Origin of the sequence: Xenorhabdus khoisanae (assembly GCF_001037465.1) — a bacterium.
Lineage (GTDB): Bacteria > Pseudomonadota > Gammaproteobacteria > Enterobacterales > Enterobacteriaceae > Xenorhabdus > Xenorhabdus khoisanae.
The window spans coordinates 1-19,208 of sequence record NZ_LFCV01000023.1 but is presented as its reverse complement, the minus strand read 5'-3'; the positions used below and the strand labels follow the sequence as shown (position 1 = coordinate 19,208).

Below are 19,208 nucleotides of genomic sequence, written 5' to 3'. Positions count from 1 at the left end.
TCAGTCTTCTGATTGCGGTTTTAGTTTTACAACCATTTGGGACTGGAATGTCGCTTTTAGCTCTTGTTTACTTTTGATAGTAATTTGGCCATCTGTGCCAATCGTCATATGTTCAGGATCATGATTATGTTTGGCTTGCCAAAGCATCACTGCCTGTAAACTATGTTCTTTCTGTTCTGGCGTAAGTGGTACGCCATCCTGCCATTTTCCTAATTCGACAGCCTGAACCAATCGCTGATAAATTTCGGGTGTCATGGCAGAAATTAAATCATCCAACTTCATTAATATTCCTTAACGGCTACATGGCTACTTATATTATTTACACGATGACACTGAGCATTACTATAAGCCGACACCATTTCAATTAATATCACCACAAGTTAATAACAGTGCGTTAACATAAAGCTGAATCGTTTCTTTTGCATTATTAAACCCAATAGTTTCACCTGAGTTTAAAAGCAGCCTAAAATGGCATTAACCTGCTATTTCTTCTCCTGTTTCTTTATCAATAAAACGCAATGCTGCTGAATTGATGCAGAAACGCTCCCCTGTCGGTTTGGGGCCATCGGGAAAAACATGCCCTAAATGAGCCTGACAATGGTTACAACGTACCTCTATCCGATGCATATTATGTGAATAATCATCAAGGTAAGTGATGGAATCATCATTGACCGGCTGGTAAAAGCTCGGCCATCCGCATCCGGAATCAAATTTAGTATCTGAAACAAATAATGGTTGGCGACAACACAGGCAATGGTAAATACCACTTTTTTTGTTGTGCAGTAGTTTTCCTGAAAACGGCGGCTCAGTGCCTGCTTCTTGCGTAACATGGCGCTGAATTGGACTAAGCTGTTCTATAGAAAGGGAAATATTTTGACTTTTAGTCATGATGACCACCTTTTAAGGTCAATGTTTTCCATAAAAAATCATCGAAAACAACAAAAAATCAACATAAACATGTTAAAACGCATTCTAACCCATTCAACACAGCAATTTACCTTACTAATTGTGATAAATCTCACATATCTAACCGATGGTAACTTTAAATATCTTCCTATACCCCGATAATGGTGTGCGTAGAGCTTAACCCGGCTGTATAACAAGCGTTCAGATAGTGATTATTAAATTGATCTTTTTCAATTGTTGACACGATTCCGCTTGACGGCTGGCAAGATTTTGGTAACTTTAGAAACAACTTTTAATTCACTAAAAAATAGCTGGTGGAATACTATGACTATCAAAGTAGGTATTAACGGTTTTGGTCGTATCGGCCGTATTGTTTTCCGTGCTGCACAAGAGCGTTCAGATATTGAAATCGTTGCTATCAATGATCTGTTAGATGCAGAGTACATGGCTTACATGCTGAAATACGATTCAACCCACGGCCGCTTCAACGGTACTGTTGAAGTTAAAGAAGGTCAGCTGGTTGTTAACGGCAAAACCATCCGCGTTACATCTGAAAGAGACCCAGCTAACCTGAAATGGAACGAAGTGGGTGTTGATGTTGTTGCAGAAGCAACAGGTATCTTCCTGACTGACGAAACTGCACGTAAACACATCGCTGCAGGCGCGAAAAAAGTTGTTCTGACTGGCCCATCTAAAGACAACACTCCAATGTTTGTTATGGGTGTCAACCACAACGCTTATGCAGGTCAGGATATCGTTTCTAACGCATCTTGCACCACTAACTGCCTGGCTCCACTGGCTAAAGTTATCAATGACAAATTTGGCATCGTTGAAGGTTTGATGACAACTGTTCACGCAACAACTGCCACTCAGAAAACTGTTGACGGTCCTTCTGCGAAAGACTGGCGCGGTGGCCGTGGTGCAGCACAGAACATCATCCCATCTTCTACCGGTGCAGCAAAAGCAGTAGGTAAAGTTATCCCAGAACTGAACGGTAAACTGACTGGTATGTCTTTCCGTGTTCCTACTCCTAACGTTTCTGTTGTTGACCTGACTGCTCGTCTGGAAAAACCAGCAACTTACGCTGAAATCTGTGACGCAATCAAAGAAGCGGCAGAAGGCGAGTTGAAAGGTATTCTGGGCTATACTGAAGACGATGTTGTTTCTACTGATTTCAACGGCGAAAAACTGACTTCTGTATTTGATGCAAAAGCAGGTATTGCCCTGAACGACAACTTTGTAAAACTGGTTTCCTGGTATGACAACGAAACAGGTTACTCAAACAAAGTTCTGGATCTGATCGCTCATATTTCTAAATAATCGAGCTTTCTCCATATTCAAAAGCCACCTGTTTACGGGTGGCTTTTATGTTCCCAAATTTATATTTTCAGAACATTGAGCTATTCTTGAGCCTTAGCACTACTACTCATTCAAACCATTACTCATTCAAGATGTTACCTATTCAGGTTTACATAAGGTTATGACAAATGCTTGATAAAATTTTTTCATTACCGGTTGTAGAACAGATATCCCCTTATATCAGTCAACGAAACATCGACAGCTTTCCTTTGATTGTTGTTTCCCATCCTAAAGCATGCGGTGCGATTAGCATTCAGGGAGCACATCTGCTCACATGGCAGCCTGATGGCGAAAAACCCATATTATGGTTGAGTGATAAAACTCCCTTTAAAGCGGGAACAGCAATTCGGGGTGGTATTCCTATCTGTTGGCCCTGGTTTGGCCCAGTTTCTGCTCCCAGCCACGGATTTGCCCGAATACTGCCCTGGGAGCTCAAAGCACACCATGAAAACGAAAATGGCGTTATTTTGACATTTACTCTCCAGAGTAGCGCTTATACCCATAAATTATGGCCACATGAATTCACGCTAATTGCCCGCTTTAAATTAGGGGAAACCTGTGAAATAGAGCTGGAATGTCACGGTGAATATCAAGCTACTGGCGCTCTTCACTCTTATTTCAATGTCAGTGACATCAATCAAGTTCGGGTCAGTGGGCTTGGTGCTCATTTTATTGATACTGTTGCAGACAGAGAAGAGTACGTCCATGAAGATTTAATTTTTAAGGGACGAACAGACCGCATTTATACAGAGCCGGACGATTTCAGCTTATTGAGAGACTCCCTGTGGCAGCGAACGATTGAAATACACCACTATCACCATAGTGATGTAGTATGCTGGAACCCTGGCGCTGAACTTTCCAATAATATGAAAGATATGAGCCGAGAAGGTTATAAAAACATGGCCTGTATCGAAACTGCACGTATCAATAACCCATTGCACCCCAGAAATGGCAATCCTGATAGATTGTCCGTTATTATTCGCTGCCGCAAAATTCCTGATGGTTATTAGATATAAAATAATGAAAAGCTGAACCTTGCCATAACAATTGCAGACATTCAGCTTTTCAGTACCTATCTATTTTCAGTATCTATCTGTTTTCATTAGCTATTTGGAAGAAAAACCAGAACGTGAAAAATCAGAACGTATAAGTAATACCGGACCAAATAATACCGGAGTATGAACGATTGATCATCGGGCTATCTTTAACTTGACTTGGTAAATATTCGACACGCCCTGCCATGAAGGCTGTCCAACTTTCACTAATAGAATAATAACCAGATAATTCAAAATAAGGACTCCAACTATCTCCTGGAGTGTATTCAGCCAACCCACTACGTACCGACTCTCTTTTTGTTATGCCATAGCTATAGCGGTTCTGTTTTTTACTATCCCAAATCACACCAATGCCGGGTTTCAATACCCAATCGCCTTGCTCAATACTATATAAATAGGAAAAGTCAGCACGGAACCCCTTACTCTCTCCTAACATATCAGCAGCAACAGAAGCACGCAGTGTTCCCCAGTCTTCATGATGCTGATAAGTAAAGCCACCCATCATCGTGTCACGACGGCGATCCAACTTTTTCATTTTTTCATCTTTACTATCTTTGGGATGAAAGTCTTGCGGAGAATAAAATATATCAACAGAGAGTTCGTCTTTGGGTTTATTCCAGAGGTAATAACCAGCAGTTAACGTATGAAAATAAAAGTTTTCACTTTCATAAGAAACCATAGGGACGGGCAGGAAATTATCCTGCGCTTTCACGCCCTTGTAAGGTTTAGCCTCATACACCGCCGACAAACCAACAGACCATTCACCAGCATATGTCACAGAAGAAAATAAGCACAGACCAGCTACAGCAACAAATACCTTATTTTTATTCATATTAAGTTATTTCCACTTTAATGAGTCTTTGTTAATTTAGTTTCCTGTAAAACAAATAGCTAAAAACATTCGTATTAAAAAAACAAACACCAATATGCAAAGGGTGAAAAAGCCCCCACTGCATCTTAGTTTACGATTAATCATACAGTATTAGATATATTTTGTGCTGACCGCCATTCTAAAAAAATCACATCAAATACTGTGATCAGCACAGTTACTCAAAAAGAAAAACTACCCAATAAGCCAATCTATTAGACATGAAATAATTTAGGTATAAAATAATCCAGAGAAAGTTAACCCCTCTGGATTACTTCAGAGATATAAGACTATTCCAAATACCTTAACCGAATAACATTACTTCCTCAGAAAACGGCATTCAGTTAAGAATAAGAAATTAAGTAACGGTGACAGGGACTCTTTTTGCTAAAGCACACAGAAGTTCATACCCAATAGTGCCTGCCGACTCTGCAACTTCATCCACGGGTAGTTTTGTTCCCCACAATTCGACAGTACTGCCTATGTTTGCCTGTGGGCAGGGAGTCAGATCAACAGTCATCATGTCCATTGATATAGCGCCCAATAATTGAGTACGGATACCATCAACCATGACAGGGGTTCCCGTTGGGGCATGTCTCGGATATCCATCCGCATAGCCACATGCTACTGTGCCTACACGCATGGGTTTCTGAGTTGTATAGCGGCTGCCATAGCCAATCTTTTCTCCTTTGGGAAGCTCGTGAACCGCAATGATTTCACTTTGCAACGTCATAGTGGGTTTCAATCCAATATCCGCAATATCACACCACTTTCCGCTTGGAGATGCACCATAGAGAATAATGCCCGGGCGAACCCAATCGCCATGTGTCTTCGGATGCCACAAAACAGCACCAGAATTCGCCAAACAATAAGCAAGTGAGTTCATTTGCAAGCCTTCAACAACCGCAAACTGCTCATCAACACCAACTTCATTATCAGAATTAGCAAAATGGGCCATTAAAGTCACTGAATTGACATTTTTAATCCCTCTCGCTTTTGAAACTATCTGCGGAAATTCTGCTGGCGTGAATCCTAACCGATTCATACCACTATTAAGTTTCAAATAGATATCAATGGGCTTGTCCAACCTGGTTTTTTCTATCTCCTCAAGATGCCAATAACTATGTACTGCGGTTGTCAGACGATACTCATTAATAATGTCTAAATCCGATGGTTTGAAAAAACCTTCCAATAATAGGATTGGTCCCTGCCATCCTTGTTCCCTTAAATAAATAGCTTCATTCATGTCGAGCAGTGCAAACCCATCTGTCTGTATGAGTGATTGCCATACTCGGTCCAATCCATGCCCATACGCATTCGCTTTCACTACCGACCAGACTTTACTGTTACCAACCTTTTGGCGAATAACCGATAAATTATGGCGGAATGCTTCGAGATGGATCGTTGCCAAAATAGGACGTGGCATAACGACCCCTTTTCTATGATTTATGCAGTATGTAAATGAGGCTTCATTGGAAGCACTTTTATATTGAACCCATTGATATATCTAAATACAGAGAGATCATCTGCCGCAATATCAGGCTTCTTGCCTGAAATTAAATCAGCCAATAACTTTCCTGAACCGCAGGCCATTGTCCAGCCTAGTGTTCCATGCCCGGTATTTAAATAAAGATTCGAATATTTGGTTGGGCCAACGATAGGCGTTCCATCTGGTGTCATCGGACGTAAACCCGCCCAGAATGAGGCTTCTTCAATCCTGCCACCATTGTGGTAGAGATCTTGCACAACCATCTTCAGCGTTTCACAGCGATGTTGAAGAACGTTCAAATTAAAACCGACAACTTCTGCCATACCACCAACGCGAATACGATCATCAAAACGGGTAATAGCAATTTTGTACGTTTCATCGAGCACGGTTGATACGGGTGCCCTTGATTCATCCATAATCGGCATCGTTAATGAATAGCCTTTCATTGGATAAACCGGAATTTTGACGTGATTTTTCAATATCTCAGTGGAATAAGAACCCATCGCCACCACATAATGATCAGCAGTCATGATGCCATCATCACATTGGATACCCGATACTTTATGCCCATCCACCAAAATCTGCTTAACGTGCTTATTAAAAATAAATTTCACACCAGTATCTTCGGCCATTTTTGCCAGGGTCTTGGTAAAAATCTGGCAATCACCCGTTTCATCATTTGGTAATTGCAACCCACCGGTCAGTTTATGGAAAGTATGGGTAAGAGCGGGTTCCACAGTTGCTAATTGTTCGGCAGTCAATAACCGATAAGGCACCCCTTCTTGCTCTAACACCGCAATATCATTGGCAGCATTATCAAATTGCTTGGCTGTTCTGAACAGTTGCAGCGTTCCACCCTGACGCCCTTCATATTGGATACCGGTATCTGCCCTTAATTGCTTAATACAGTCCCGGCTATATTCTGCCAAACGTACCATTCTGCTTTTATTCATGGCGTAATGGTTTGCATCACAATTACGCAGCATTTCCCACATCCAGCGTAATTGAAACAATGAACCATCAGGACGAATAGCCAGAGGTGCATGTCGTTGAAATATCCACTTCATTGCCTTAAGTGGGATCCCAGGTGCTCCCCAAGGTGTCGCGTACCCTGGTGATATTTGACCAGCGTTACCTGCACTCGTCTCTTCAGCGGCACTATTCTGGCGATCAATTACAATAACTTCATGGCCTTCCTGCGCAAGATACCACGCGCTGGTTACGCCAATAACGCCACTGCCTAAAATAAGAACCTTCATTTTGCACTCCGTTGGAGAATCATTATCACAAGAATAATATGCTAAAGATAAAAATCCAATACAGAATAATAGGCTGTAACATAATTAATCAATTTTTAGGATTCAAGTCACAACTTCATTACAAACCCAAGATAAGGCATTTATTTTAAATGAATACAGAAATTCATAAATTTCAAATAAAATCAATGAAATAATATAGGATTAAATTCTGCCAATCCCCTTTAATTTTCATCGTTCAAAGTGATTTTTGCGGTAAAAAAGAAACATTAAATTCACAATGCGATTTTACATAAAAAACCAACAAAAACAAAAAATACAAAATAAAATTCCGATTAAATATTCATTGAGTAGAATAATAATTTAAAAAATTGAATTATACAGTTTGGATGAATTTTCAACGTTAATTAAGAAGCCAAAAACATAAGGGTGTAAATAAGTTCAGAAAAGACTGGCAAGAAAATACAGGGCATTATATGAACATAGCCGCGCTCTTGCGCGGCATTGACTAACAGTTTTTACTGCCTAACCTGATATTAGATTTTAACCTCCGATAACAGCTAGCATCTCTTCAACTTCTTCATCCATGCCAACATCAACGAAACCAAAACTGGCATAAAGATTTTTCGCAACGAGATTATTCGGATCATAACTGATTCCTATTGCTTTCAACGGATCTGTGCGCCTGATTTCATCAAGCGCCAGCGATAGTGCTTTACGCCCAATGCCCTTGTTTTGATGGTTTTTATCCACCATAAACCGCCAAATTGTTATTCTTTGGTCATCATCAGGCACCCACATGAAAAAACCAACTGGCTCCCCATCCAGACAAATTGCGCGCGTTTGGTATGAAGGGAAAAATTTGGATTGAGTAATGGAGTACGCATTTTCCGCAATATAGTCAAGTTGGTCATCAGTGACTGCTAGGTCGCAGACAGCGTCATAATTGTTTTTGTTTACGTCAGTTAAGGTGATCAACATACACCGCTCCTAAGTGATGCATAATGTAGGGTTTGAAAACCGCCGATCACAAATCGGACGGTTTTCGATAATCATCTCTTCAAATAGACCTTCAAACATTCAATCACCTGATCTACATCGGCGTTTGGGGTTCGTTTATAAAAGAATGAGGCGGTCAGACCAAATTCAGCCTATTTCTCTCAGAGAAAAATATCTGGTCTAACATCAAAACGTTCGGAAAGCGCTTTGATATGTGCAATAGTTAATGAGCGTTTGCCAGAAAAAATTTGGCTGATAAGTGATTTTGAGCCTATCTCGTTTTGCAAATCTGAGTACGACAGGCCATGTTGATCCATTAACACTCGTAGAGCAGCTACACCAGTAGGCATATCTTCAACCGCTTTGTTAAATTCAGCAAAGTGTTCGCTGTTATTTTCATACTCCGCTATTTTTGCGGCTAATATAGCGATCAATGGACTCTCATCATCATTTTCGATGAGATAATCAACCATTGCCAGTGCATCTCTGTAGTCATTTTCAGAAGAGCTATTCCCTAAAAAGGGAACAGCTGCAACTAAGGCTGTAGTTGCTTGAATTGCTTTGGTAGGTTCTCTTATCATTCTTTTGTCTCCCGATACTTCTTTGCTAATTTATCATACTCTTTGTGAGTGGTTATGTGCTTAACGTAGAAGCGTTTATTTGTAAAATTGATATAGGCGATCATGCGTAAATTGTTCCCACCTATATCTATTACCCACCATTTATTTCTGTATTTAAAATTATCAAGACTAGGAAACAATTTTTGTAGTTCCATAGGGCTATCAAAATTCTTTTCTTTTAACAGCTTATATGTCGTGATAATTGCGTTTGCATCATTTGGAAAATCACGAACCGCTTTATCAAATGGCTCCTTGGAAATAACGTGCATGCCACCAACTCCGTTTACATTATGTAAACACCATAACACCAAATATTATAGTTTACAATATGTAAACCAAAATGAAATACCTTTATATATCATAAAACTGGGACTTAAACTCGCCTTCCAGGTTTAAACCCTATCACCAACATCGACTGTGCAACATCTGCACCATCACCAACGGTATCAGCAATCGCCGTCTGTAATAATGTTGGTGCTCCACCAAAAGTGATTCCCCAAAAAGTAATGCCGATAAGAGTTATCCAGATATAAGCGCTTCCTGCGCCGAGTAAAATAGCAGCAAAAGAGAATCCAGCCAGACTCAGCATTGTGTCTTACACAGAATCATAATGACTTGGCAAAGTAAGTGGCGGCCATATCTTTATTGCCATGACCCGCTTGTTGTGCTCGTTTAAAGCGCTCAAGACCAGCTTCAACGCTATCCACTTTTACACCGGCACGTTTAGAGGCATCGACAATTAATTCAGCATCCTTAACCGCATTATCCAAAGAAAAGCTGGGATCATAATTTCCAGCAATTATCGCCGCAGATTTAAGCTGGAAATATGGACTATCCATTGGTCCATCCTTGACCACATCGATGACAAGTGATGGATCAACACCCAGAGACTCAGCAATAGATAAGCTTTCAGCTATCCCATGTGTTAAAGCAAAAGCCCAGCTATTTAAAGCCAGTTTGAGCTTACTGCTCACACCGCTTTGTTCTGAAACCCACACAGTACGCTGACCAATAGCATCAAATACAGACTGAACGATATGACGACCAAACAGTGGCCCTGAAGCAATAATAGTTAACTTACCCGGTTGCTGCCCGGTCTTAAACCAAAATGAGAGAAATGATGGGATAAAGGAATATCCCCAGAAACATAGAGATCTTTATAGAATATGACTATGTAACTGGGGCGAACAGGCGTCATCAACAACGCAACAAGTCAAAGAATAATATAAAAAGTATAATCAGCCGAAACGTGCTTCTGTTAATTCATTGATCATGGCACCTTGCATACCATGCCAGATAAGCCCACTATCTTTACCGTAATTACGCACACAATCCATAATCTTGTCATACGATTGTTCCTGACACAGTAAACCTAACTGTTGGTAGAAATTCATTGCCAGCTTACGGGCTTCAGGGCTGGAGAAATAATAACGACCAACACGGGTATATAACCCTTTCAACCCATTAATAATCAAACCATAGATCGGGTTGCCTGATGCAAAGGCCAAGCCACGGAAAATATTATAATCCACAGCACTGAAAGACTCGGCGGTATCTTCCACATTTTCTTTTTCTGCCAGAACTTCCAGTGATTTTTCAGGATTGTGTCTGAACGCAGTACGAATAAAGATAGCGGCGATATTCGTTCTCACGGCCAATAAATTGTCGATTAACTGGGGAACGCGATCATGATCAAGACGCGCCAAAGTTTCCAGAATATTAAGACCGGATGTTTCCCAGAAGTTATTGACCTTTGTTGGTTTTCCATGCTGAATAGTCAACCAGCCATCACGGGCAAGGCGCTGCAACACTTCACGCAAAGTCGTACGGGTGACACCGATCAATTCAGATAATTCACGTTCTGCTGGCAGTATAGAACCGGGTGGAAAGCGATTATTCCAAATACTTTCAATGATATACTCTTCCGCGAAACTCGCAGGACTTTGAGCCTTAATTACCATAATTTTAATTATTCCAAAGCAGTTTTCTTGGCTAATAATAGCTGTTGATCATACCAGAATGTGTTTGTCCGACATAGTTACCTGGTAAATAAACCGTGAAAGAGTGAAAGGGCTCATAAAAAACTCAATCATTCACGGATTATTTATGCGCTGATACCCTTAAATTGCTATCGTGTTGAGCGTACTATGGTTTAGTTTTGGATTGCCCAGATTTGGCAATTTAGAATTATTCCACGTATCCACTAAAGAGGAATGTTAACAATAATGGAAATCAGTATACGACGTGCAGTGGTGAAAAACTTTCTCGGCAATTCGCCGGACTGGTACAAATTGGCTATCATTGTTTTTCTTATCATCAATCCACTGGTTTATTTTTTTGTCAGCCCCTTTATTGCTGGCTGGATGCTCGTTGTTGAGTTTATCTTCACTCTGGCAATGGCATTGAAATGTTATCCTTTGCAACCCGGCGGGTTACTTGCCATTGAAGCTGTCATCATCGGAATGACTTCGCCAAAACAGATAGGCCATGAAATCGGCAACAATCTGGAAGTCATTTTACTCTTGATTTTCATGGTGGCAGGTATTTATTTCATGAAACAGCTCTTGCTGTTTGTTTTCACAAAGCTGTTATTAAACATCCGCTCCAAGAAAATGCTGGCACTGGCGTTTTGCCTGGCAAGTGCTTTTTTATCTGCCTTTCTTGATGCCCTGACCGTCATTGCCGTTGTGATCAGTGTTTCAGTCGGGTTTTACGCCATCTACCACCAATTCCTTTCCCAAAATGACAGTTCTGAACTCAATGACGATAAGTTCATTGATAGCGAAGATAAAAAGCAGACACTGGAACAGTTTCGTGCCTTTCTGCGCAGCCTGATGATGCACGCGGGTATTGGCACTGCGCTGGGCGGCGTAATGACCATGGTCGGTGAGCCACAAAACCTGATTATTGCCAAGCATGTTGGCTGGGATTTTGTCACCTTCTTTATTCGTATGTCACCAGTCACTATTCCTGTGTTTGTTTGCGGTTTGCTGGTCTGTTTGCTGGTCGAACATTTTAAACTGTTTGGTTACGGTGCTGAACTGCCTGAGCGTGTCCGTTCTGTTCTGGAAGATTATGACCAAAAAGCCGGTGAAAAGCGTACCCGTCAGGAAAAAGCCCAGCTCGCCGTGCAGGCGTTAATTGGTATTTGGCTGATTGTGGCATTGGCTTTCCACTTAGCCGAAGTGGGTTTGATTGGCCTGTCAGTGATTATTCTCACGACTGCGTTCTGCGGTATCACTGAAGAACACGCCTTGGGTAAAGCATTCGAAGAAGCCCTGCCGTTTACTGCATTGCTAACGGTATTCTTCTCTGTGGTTGCCGTGATTGTTGACCAACAACTGTTCACGCCATTCATCCAATTTGTCTTGCAGTCTTCGCCAGCTTCGCAGCTTTCCTTGTTCTATTTGTTCAACGGCTTGCTTTCTGCTGTTTCGGATAACGTCTTCGTTGGTACGGTGTATATTAGTGAAGCCCTGACCGCCCTGAACAATGGCCTGATTTCACAACAACAGTATGAATATTTAGCGGTTGCCATCAATACGGGAACTAACTTACCTTCTGTGGCAACGCCAAATGGACAGGCGGCTTTTCTGTTCTTACTGACTTCCGCCCTGTCTCCGCTGATTCGTCTCTCTTATGGCCGCATGGTGATGATGGCACTGCCTTATACTATTGTGATGACATTAGTCGGTTTGCTGAGTGTTGAGTTCTGGTTGGTTCCTGCCACTGAATATCTCACAAAACTGGGTTTGATTGTCCCGCTATAACTGTTAACAGAATTGACTGTTGTATCCTGCCGGATAGTGTGTAAAACCACACTATCCGGTTTTTTATTAACGCTCTTCCTGAAAAAATAGCGTAGTTGACTTTAATTTTATTTTTTTATGGCGGATGAAACGGCACAATAAGCCAATTATTTCATACATGGGAAGAACAAAAATGTTCCAGTTTTTAAAACAGAGTTCCCAAGGGCGAGGCGCATGGTTATTGATGGCGCTGACGGCTCTTCTCTTAGAAGCAACCGCACTCTATTTTCAGCATGTTAGGCAGTTACAGCCCTGTGTGATGTGCATTTATGAGCGTGTTGCCCTGTTTGGCATTTTAGGTGCTGCACTGCTTGGTGTCATTGCGCCTAAAACCCCTTTGCGCTGGCTGGCAATCCTGTTATGGATTTACAGCGCATGGCAAGGTTTGCAACTGGCATGGGATCACACCATGATGCAGTTACACCCTTCTCCCTTTAATACCTGTGATTTCTTTGTCAGCTTCCCGTCATGGTTGCCGTTGCAAGACTGGCTGCCTTCGATATTTCAGGCCTATGGGGATTGTTCGGTAAAGCAATGGGAATTTTTAACGTTGGATATGCCGCAATGGTTGATTGGCATTTTTGCTGCTTATTTAGTGGTGGGTGTATTGGTGCTGGTGAGTCAGGTTTTTCGAGTTCGAAGTAGGTACTGAGAATAAAAACTGCCCCTTACGTGTTGATGGAGATAACATTAGGGGCAGTTTGCTTTTTATCAATACAAATAAAGAATAGCGATCAAATTAGCAAATAATGTTTTTAATCAATACAAGATACATAATTATGATTCGAATAAGCATTCGGATGAGGTGGTTCGTCATTCTTGCCAATATCTATACTAAGTCTTGAATCTCCCTGATCAGTTCGCGAATAATAATGATAATCAGTAGGCCAGCCAAATTCATTTTTTATCCTATTATCAGGATATGTTTTACGAATTATTTCAAGAGTTCCAATAGCTGGTAAAACTTTCCCCACTACATTACAATAGTCAACAGACTGATAAGCATCATAATATACCCACTTTTCTCCATTATCCCAACCTTCGTTTTGAGGAGAATCTAGGTTAATTCCTTTATTTTCATCGTATAGAGGTGGTCGATTAAAAGTACTCCCACCTGCTTTTATTGTATTTTTCATATGTCCCCAATATTTGGCTTTAGGTGCATTCGGACTGGTAATCACAGTAAAGATAACTTCCTTCGATCCTACTGTAAGTTTCTTACCCTGCTGATCATCATTTAAAGTGGCTGACAGTTTATTTCTTACTCCCTTACCATTTGGATCAGAAATATTAATAACTAAATCACCATTCTCGTCTGTATGACCAGTGTAAGAACTTCCGCTCCCATTCAGCACACCTTTTTCCGGCACTAGTTTTGCGCTTACATTTGCCTCTAATTCATTCTGACGATTATACGCTTTTACCTTGATTTCCACTGGCACGCCACCAATCAGTTGTCCTTGGTTAGTAGTCTTAATTGTCCATTTAATATTGTCTTCCTTCGCATTATTAAGAAGGTTTTCCTTAGCCTTGAGGTAGACAACTTCCTCTCCAAGAACTTTTACCGTGGTATAGCCCTCTTTATTCCAATCATCCTTAAAGTCATCCGCAACCCCTTTTGTCGTGCCATCCGAATTCACCCCCGATAGTCCGGAGAATTTCGAAGTATCCGTTGATTCAGTATTACCTATCCCTTTATCATTATTTGGATTGCCATCCGTGTAACCATTGCGGCCCTGAATACTCAGCCCAATCAACTTACCTGCGTGTTCTGGTTTCAATGGAAAATCAGGGACACGATGAAGTTGCTGGTGAGCATCTTGATTTTCCTCCACATGTTGGGCATTGGCTATTTCAATATCTGTCTGGTTTTTTTCTCCCAGTAAAAATGCGCCCCATTGATAATGGGATCTATCTTCCGTATTCCCATTATTGGGATCAAATTGATAAGTGGCGGTCAGTGCAGTGCCATCGGCTGACATGTTTAACTTCAGGTCACTTATCTGCGGCCCATTATCCGGGTTAATAATCCGGCCTTCACCATCACCCGCTCCCGACATGTCTTTATTGCCGTTCCCTGCATCTTCACCCTGATTTGAGTTTACGGTAAGGATTTGATCCGCAAGCAGGTTCCCATTGTGTCTTGCCTGTACCTTAATTTCGATAAACTTACCAACATCCTGCAAAGAAACTTTATGGGATGGCACCTTACCCTTATCAGTCACTGTTCCCCCCGTTATCTTATTGGGTGTTCCTGTAATGGGTTTACCATCCGCCGTGCTGTCTAATTGGCTCCATGTGTACTCAGAAGTATCTTTCGGATCGCCGTTATTGGCATCAAAGGAATAAGTGGCGGTTAACTCTTCGCCGACATCAAGATATCCCCCCAATATCAGCTCCTTGATAATTGGCTTCGCATCCGGATTCACAATAGTTCCGGTAGGGTTGCCATCCTTATCCTGACCACCGCCAGTGGTTTTGTTCGCAGGGTCATTCGGATCTGTGGTTACCGTCACAATGCCTTCCTGATTATCCTGTTCAGCTCCGTTAACCGGCAGAATAGAAATGACGATCACCTTACCGGCAATCTTCGTGGCATCGGTTTTTTCCAGTGTGACAGCAGCCTGTCCGTTCTGTCCCCCCTGACTGGTGTTGGTGATATCTTTCCAGTCAGTGACGGTTTCGCCTTTCACTGTCCAGGCCGTGCGTGATTTATCTTTTGCATCCCCGCCGTTGGGTTCAAATTGGTAACTGGCCGTTAAGGTCGTCGGTAATGTCAGATTACCCGTCAGGTCAACAATGTTCACCAGTGGTTTGGCATTCGGGTCAGCCACCCCGCCGTTGCTATTCCCCCCCGTAATACCTTTATTGGTTTTCGGGTCGTTCACATCCGTGGTCAGCGGGGCTTTGGCGCGCAGGTTCGCGTCATTCGCCGCCAGTATCGATACTTCCAGTACCTTACCGATATCGCTGCTTTCAATGGTGTACTTCACCTTGTCCTTGCCAGTGGCATCAGCGGCAACCCGGCCTTCCCCGTTTTTCTGCGTCAATTCTATCGGCTCCTTTACCCCCGCTTCATCGGCTAACTTCATCACCCGTTTCGCTGTGGTGCTTTTCTCTCCCCAGACATAGAACGAGCGGTCAGTGGTGTTGCCATCTTTGGCATCAAACTGATAGAGGGCATGCAGAACGCCGTTGACATGCAAAACCCCTTCCAGTTGCAGGTTGCTGATGCCGGGGGCCTTGTTTTCATCAAACTCAATCACCGTCTCCTGCTTTCTGTCCGTGCCGTCTACGGCGGTCGTCACTGCCCAGTCACCGGTTTTCCGCCCGGCGATCACGACGACTTCATAGACTCCGTCTGACACCTCTTTGACGTCACCAATTTGCGGGTCTTTGCCTTCACCCGATAATTGCCCGGTGCCGTTCACTTTGATGCTGTCTTTTGCCCCCGTTACCGGCTTGCCCTGTTTATCTTTCAACACAATCCGTAAGGTCTTGGTGGAAACGCCATCGGCGGCCAGTGCATTGCTGCCGTCTGTCGGCTCAACGGTGGGGCTGTTGCTATCCAATATATCCGCCAGAGTTTGCCCGAAGTTAATGGTGGCCGAACGTTTCAGCTGCTTGCCGAACACTTCGGGGGTCAGTGTCCATTTGCCTTTTTTCTCCCCGGCGGTGACAGGCACTTCATATATCCCACTGCCCGGCGGGACTTCTCTGGCTTTGCCGTAGGACGGCAGGGTTTCCCCCTTGCCATACAACTCGTGGTTATCCGGTATCAGGTTGATGCTGTTTTCTGCCCCGGTAATCGGATGACCATTGATGTCTTTCAGGTTCAGCCTGATAACGGTGGTGTCTCCCTCATTGGGCAGGTCACCTTTTTCCGGCACAAACTCGGATTTATCCGGGTCAACCAGTTCGGCTTTTGATGCGCCAAAAGTGATTTCCGTCGGCGTTTCCAGCGGTTTGCCCTCTACTTTGGTGGTGATTTTCCACTGGCCGGTTTTATCGCCGGCTTTGACCTTCACCTTGTAAATGCCGCTGCCCGCCGGCTCTTCCCAGACTTTATCAATGGTGGGTTTGTTTTTGCCGTCACCCGTCAGCGTATCGCCGTTGTCTTCGAACGTGATACTGTCTTTGGCATTCGGGATGGGGTTACCGGATTTGTCCTTAAGATGGAGAGTCAGGACGGTGCTGTCCTCGTTATTGGCCGCCAGTACGTTGGTTTCCGGCGTAAACTGTGAACTTTTAGTATCGACAATGTCCGTCAGAGACTGACCAAAAGTGACCGTAGTGGGTTTCAGTTCCTTGCCGTCCACGTTCGGGGTAATTTTCCAGGTGCCTTTTTTCTTGCCGGCGGTAATTTTGGCCTTATAGATACCACTGCCAAGCGGGTCTTCTCTCACTGAACCCAGAGAAGGATAAGGGGGTTGACCATACAGTTCGCTGTTGTCTTTATCGAGGATAATTTTATCAGCCGCACCGGTAATGGGATTACCGTCCTTGTCTTTCAGGTTCAGGATGATGTCCGTCGTGTCGCCTTCCTTGTTCAACGTACCGGCTTCCGGCTTAAACTCAGTGCGGTCAGTATCTATCATGTTCGCCAGTGAATCGCCGAAATCAATAACGGTGGGAGTCAGGGCATGCCCGTCAATATTGGGGGTAATCGTCCATTTACCGTGTTTGGTGCCCGCCGTGGCGGTCACTTCATAAATCCCGCTGCCTTCCGGCACTTCCTTCACTTCGCTCCCCAGTGCCGGGTCTTTGCCGTCACCGGTCAATTTGCTTTTATCCTCAGTCAGCCTGATATTACCTGCCGCGCCGGTCACCGGCTTGCCATCTTTGTCGGTTAGTTTCAGGCGGATAACCGTCTGGGTTTTGCCGTCAGCCACCATCGATTTATTGGCGGGCTCGAATCCCGAACCGGCCGGATTGACTGCGGAAGAGAGCACCTGTATCTGGGCCTCCATCCGGTCAGAGGCATTGCCCTGTGTATCATAGGCGATACCGGACAGGCTATAGGTATTACTGCCCTTTTCATGGAACGGCGGCAGGGTCAGAAGGTAATACGTGCCGCCGCGAACGGGTTCAGCAGCAAAACCGGCTGTTCGCGCCGAAGCATTCACGCTTTCCAGCTTGCCGCCGCCTGCCACCAGATTGGCGGTATCCCAGACAATCTCTTTCAGGCCATGTTTGGCACTGACATTGATATTCAGCGGGATGACCGCCCCGCCGCGCCCGCTAATCCGGTTTTCCATCATCAGGCGTATCAGATTTTTCTTGCGGTATTCCAGTACGATTTGGTTATTGCGCTCAACCAAATCATAACGCCCGCCTTGCAGGCTGCGTTTGAAGGCCACCGCAGACGGGTCAACCTGCCTTGACCACGGGGTGCCGATTTCATAGTTCAGGCCAAAGTTAAACAGGGTTTCCCCGCCGCCAGAGGCACTTTGCCGGCGGTCAAGCCCCAGGGTCACCAGCGGGATGGGGGTATAATTCACCCCCAGCGTAAAGGCCGCCGGGTTTTTCTGCCGGCGTGTTTCGCTCAGCAAGCCAACTTCATCCCCAAAGTACTGCTCATAGATTAACTTGCCCCCCAGTTGCGGGTAGGCAGGCATGTACCCTTCGCCGCGCAGGTCAAACCCGTTTGCCGGACGCTCATCATAATCTTGCAGTTTCTTGCCGTCTTTCCAGCCGCTGGCACGGAAATAGCCGTTCGCCCCGAACTTCATAAAATCACGGGCATATTCGGCACCCACCCCGAAGCGCGTATGGTCACGGGTGATGTCGTGGTCAAGAAAGGCGTTATAGCCAAACATGCCGCCATCAAGAAAATGGCGCTGCCCCAGCCCCCAGTTGGCGGTGGTGCGGCTGTCGATGTGACGCAGGCCGAACTGGGTAAAGGCCATCCGTTTTTCGGTGTCATACAGCGGCAGCAGCATATCAAACTGGCTGCCATCCAGCCGTCCGCGGTCATCCACATTGGCCTGTAATTTGACGGTGCCGTACCGTTGCAGCCAGTTCTGCACCGTCTGATTGGCCTCGCTGACCGCCATGCCGCGTAACTGGCTCTTGGTGCTGTCCACAAGATTGCCGCTTTTCAGCAGGCCCGCGGCACGGGAGGCCGCACCTGCCAGCCAGCGCTCGGTGTTGTCCCCGGCATTGGCGGAGGGCGCGTCATGGCTGGCGGCTTGTCTCAGGCTGTCTGCCAGTCGCTGACGGGACTGGGATGAAGACACATCAATTTCATCGCCGGTTCTGGCGGCCGCCACGGCGGGAGAAAATGCCCCCGCCACGGGAAATAAAATCTGGGCAGCGATATTCACCCATGCTACCTGTTTCAGCCGGTAGCGTTGTTTTTCTGTCCACTGCCTGTCTTGTTTCTTTAGCATATTTATCAACCTTCCGAATCAACATTTATCCCCACCAGACGCCGTCAAGCGCCGGTGCGATTGACTCATCCCGGAGCGGTGTAGCTATCCACTCGGCGAATTGACAATTAGTACCAAACTGTTAACTAAGGAGTTTCCATCCGAAAAATAAAAAAAATCAGCCGAATAATCCAACTTAAACAAACATTTAAGCAAATGAATCTTTCGAATTTGAGTGACGTACAAGATTGGGAAATTGCATAGGAAAAGGGGGAAAAAATTTTCAGGCTATAGAAATGGGATTAATCAAAAACAAATAATTTATTAATATTTTAATATCAATATGTTATTTGGAGTTTTGCAGATAATAAGAAAATGAACTACGTTTAAAAATAGCTGTTTTAGGTGACTTGACAGTTTGGTACTAATTGTCAATTCGCCGAGTGGATAGCTACACCGCTCCGGGATGAGTCAAT

General features: G+C 44.1%; 16 protein-coding genes. 4 read left to right on the top strand and 12 right to left on the bottom strand.

Going from position 1 to position 19,208, the window contains the following annotated elements:
* Both AB204_RS04115 and msrB read right to left on the bottom strand, forming a co-directional pair.
* Positions 1 to 282, bottom strand: a complete 282-nt coding sequence (locus tag AB204_RS04115; protein WP_047962118.1) for a YeaC family protein — start codon at positions 280 to 282, stop codon at positions 1 to 3.
* Between the two features lie 192 nt (positions 283 to 474).
* Positions 475 to 888 (bottom strand): peptide-methionine (R)-S-oxide reductase MsrB, encoded by a 414-nt coding sequence (gene msrB, locus AB204_RS04110; RefSeq protein WP_047962117.1) that lies wholly within the window; start codon positions 886 to 888, stop codon positions 475 to 477.
* 342 nt (positions 889 to 1,230) lie between these two features.
* On the opposite strand from msrB, the gene gapA reads away from it, so the two are divergent.
* Entirely contained in the window at positions 1,231 to 2,226 is a 996-nt protein-coding gene (gene gapA, locus AB204_RS04105; protein ID WP_047962116.1) for a glyceraldehyde-3-phosphate dehydrogenase, read from the top strand.
* A gap of 167 nt (positions 2,227 to 2,393) precedes the next feature.
* A complete protein-coding gene (locus AB204_RS04100; protein WP_047962115.1) occupies positions 2,394 to 3,275 on the top strand; it encodes a D-hexose-6-phosphate mutarotase in 882 nt (293 codons plus the stop codon).
* A 127-nt stretch (positions 3,276 to 3,402) separates the two neighbouring features.
* Here AB204_RS04100 and AB204_RS04095 read toward each other — a convergent pair whose 3' ends face one another.
* From AB204_RS04095 to fadR, 9 genes are all read right to left on the bottom strand, one after another.
* Positions 3,403 to 4,152 (bottom strand): MipA/OmpV family protein, encoded by a 750-nt coding sequence (locus AB204_RS04095; protein ID WP_047962114.1) that lies wholly within the window; start codon positions 4,150 to 4,152, stop codon positions 3,403 to 3,405.
* Positions 4,153 to 4,546: 394 nt separating this feature from the next.
* A complete protein-coding gene (gene dadX, locus AB204_RS04090) occupies positions 4,547 to 5,614 on the bottom strand; it encodes a catabolic alanine racemase DadX (RefSeq protein WP_047962113.1) in 1,068 nt (355 codons plus the stop codon).
* A 20-nt stretch (positions 5,615 to 5,634) separates the two neighbouring features.
* On the bottom strand, positions 5,635 to 6,936 hold the full coding sequence (locus AB204_RS04085; RefSeq protein WP_047962112.1) for a D-amino acid dehydrogenase: 1,302 nt from the start codon (positions 6,934 to 6,936) through the stop codon (positions 5,635 to 5,637).
* 540 nt (positions 6,937 to 7,476) lie between these two features.
* Entirely contained in the window at positions 7,477 to 7,914 is a 438-nt protein-coding gene (locus tag AB204_RS04080) for a GNAT family N-acetyltransferase (RefSeq protein WP_047962111.1), read from the bottom strand.
* 179 nt (positions 7,915 to 8,093) lie between these two features.
* Positions 8,094 to 8,513, bottom strand: coding sequence for a helix-turn-helix domain-containing protein (locus AB204_RS04075; protein WP_047962110.1), 420 nt, complete (start codon positions 8,511 to 8,513; stop codon positions 8,094 to 8,096).
* Positions 8,510 to 8,821: a type II toxin-antitoxin system HigB family toxin gene (locus tag AB204_RS04070; RefSeq protein ID WP_047962109.1), complete on the bottom strand. Its 312-nt coding sequence runs from the start codon at positions 8,819 to 8,821 to the stop codon at positions 8,510 to 8,512. The genes AB204_RS04075 and AB204_RS04070 overlap by 4 nt, the downstream gene beginning before the upstream one ends.
* 104 nt (positions 8,822 to 8,925) lie before the next feature.
* The gene (locus AB204_RS04065; protein WP_047962108.1) at positions 8,926 to 9,141 is read right to left on the bottom strand and encodes a hypothetical protein; all 216 of its coding nucleotides are present in this window, start codon (positions 9,139 to 9,141) and stop codon (positions 8,926 to 8,928) included.
* 16 nt (positions 9,142 to 9,157) lie between these two features.
* On the bottom strand, positions 9,158 to 9,526 hold the full coding sequence (locus tag AB204_RS04060) for an NAD-binding protein (protein WP_235428020.1): 369 nt from the start codon (positions 9,524 to 9,526) through the stop codon (positions 9,158 to 9,160).
* 264 nt (positions 9,527 to 9,790) lie between these two features.
* On the bottom strand, positions 9,791 to 10,513 hold the full coding sequence (gene fadR / locus AB204_RS04055) for a fatty acid metabolism transcriptional regulator FadR (protein ID WP_047962107.1): 723 nt from the start codon (positions 10,511 to 10,513) through the stop codon (positions 9,791 to 9,793).
* 264 nt (positions 10,514 to 10,777) lie between these two features.
* Here fadR and nhaB point away from each other — a divergent pair, with 264 nt between their 5' ends.
* Together nhaB and dsbB are read left to right on the top strand one after the other, a co-directional pair.
* A complete protein-coding gene (gene nhaB / locus AB204_RS04050; protein ID WP_047962106.1) occupies positions 10,778 to 12,322 on the top strand; it encodes a sodium/proton antiporter NhaB in 1,545 nt (514 codons plus the stop codon).
* 172 nt (positions 12,323 to 12,494) lie between these two features.
* Positions 12,495 to 13,013, top strand: a complete 519-nt coding sequence (dsbB, locus tag AB204_RS04045; RefSeq protein ID WP_047962105.1) for a disulfide bond formation protein DsbB — start codon at positions 12,495 to 12,497, stop codon at positions 13,011 to 13,013.
* Positions 13,014 to 13,116: 103 nt separating this feature from the next.
* On the opposite strand, the gene AB204_RS20750 is transcribed toward dsbB, so the two are convergent.
* Positions 13,117 to 18,753 (bottom strand): inverse autotransporter beta domain-containing protein, encoded by a 5,637-nt coding sequence (locus AB204_RS20750; protein ID WP_053067829.1) that lies wholly within the window; start codon positions 18,751 to 18,753, stop codon positions 13,117 to 13,119.
* Positions 18,754 to 19,208: the final 455 nt, after the last annotated feature.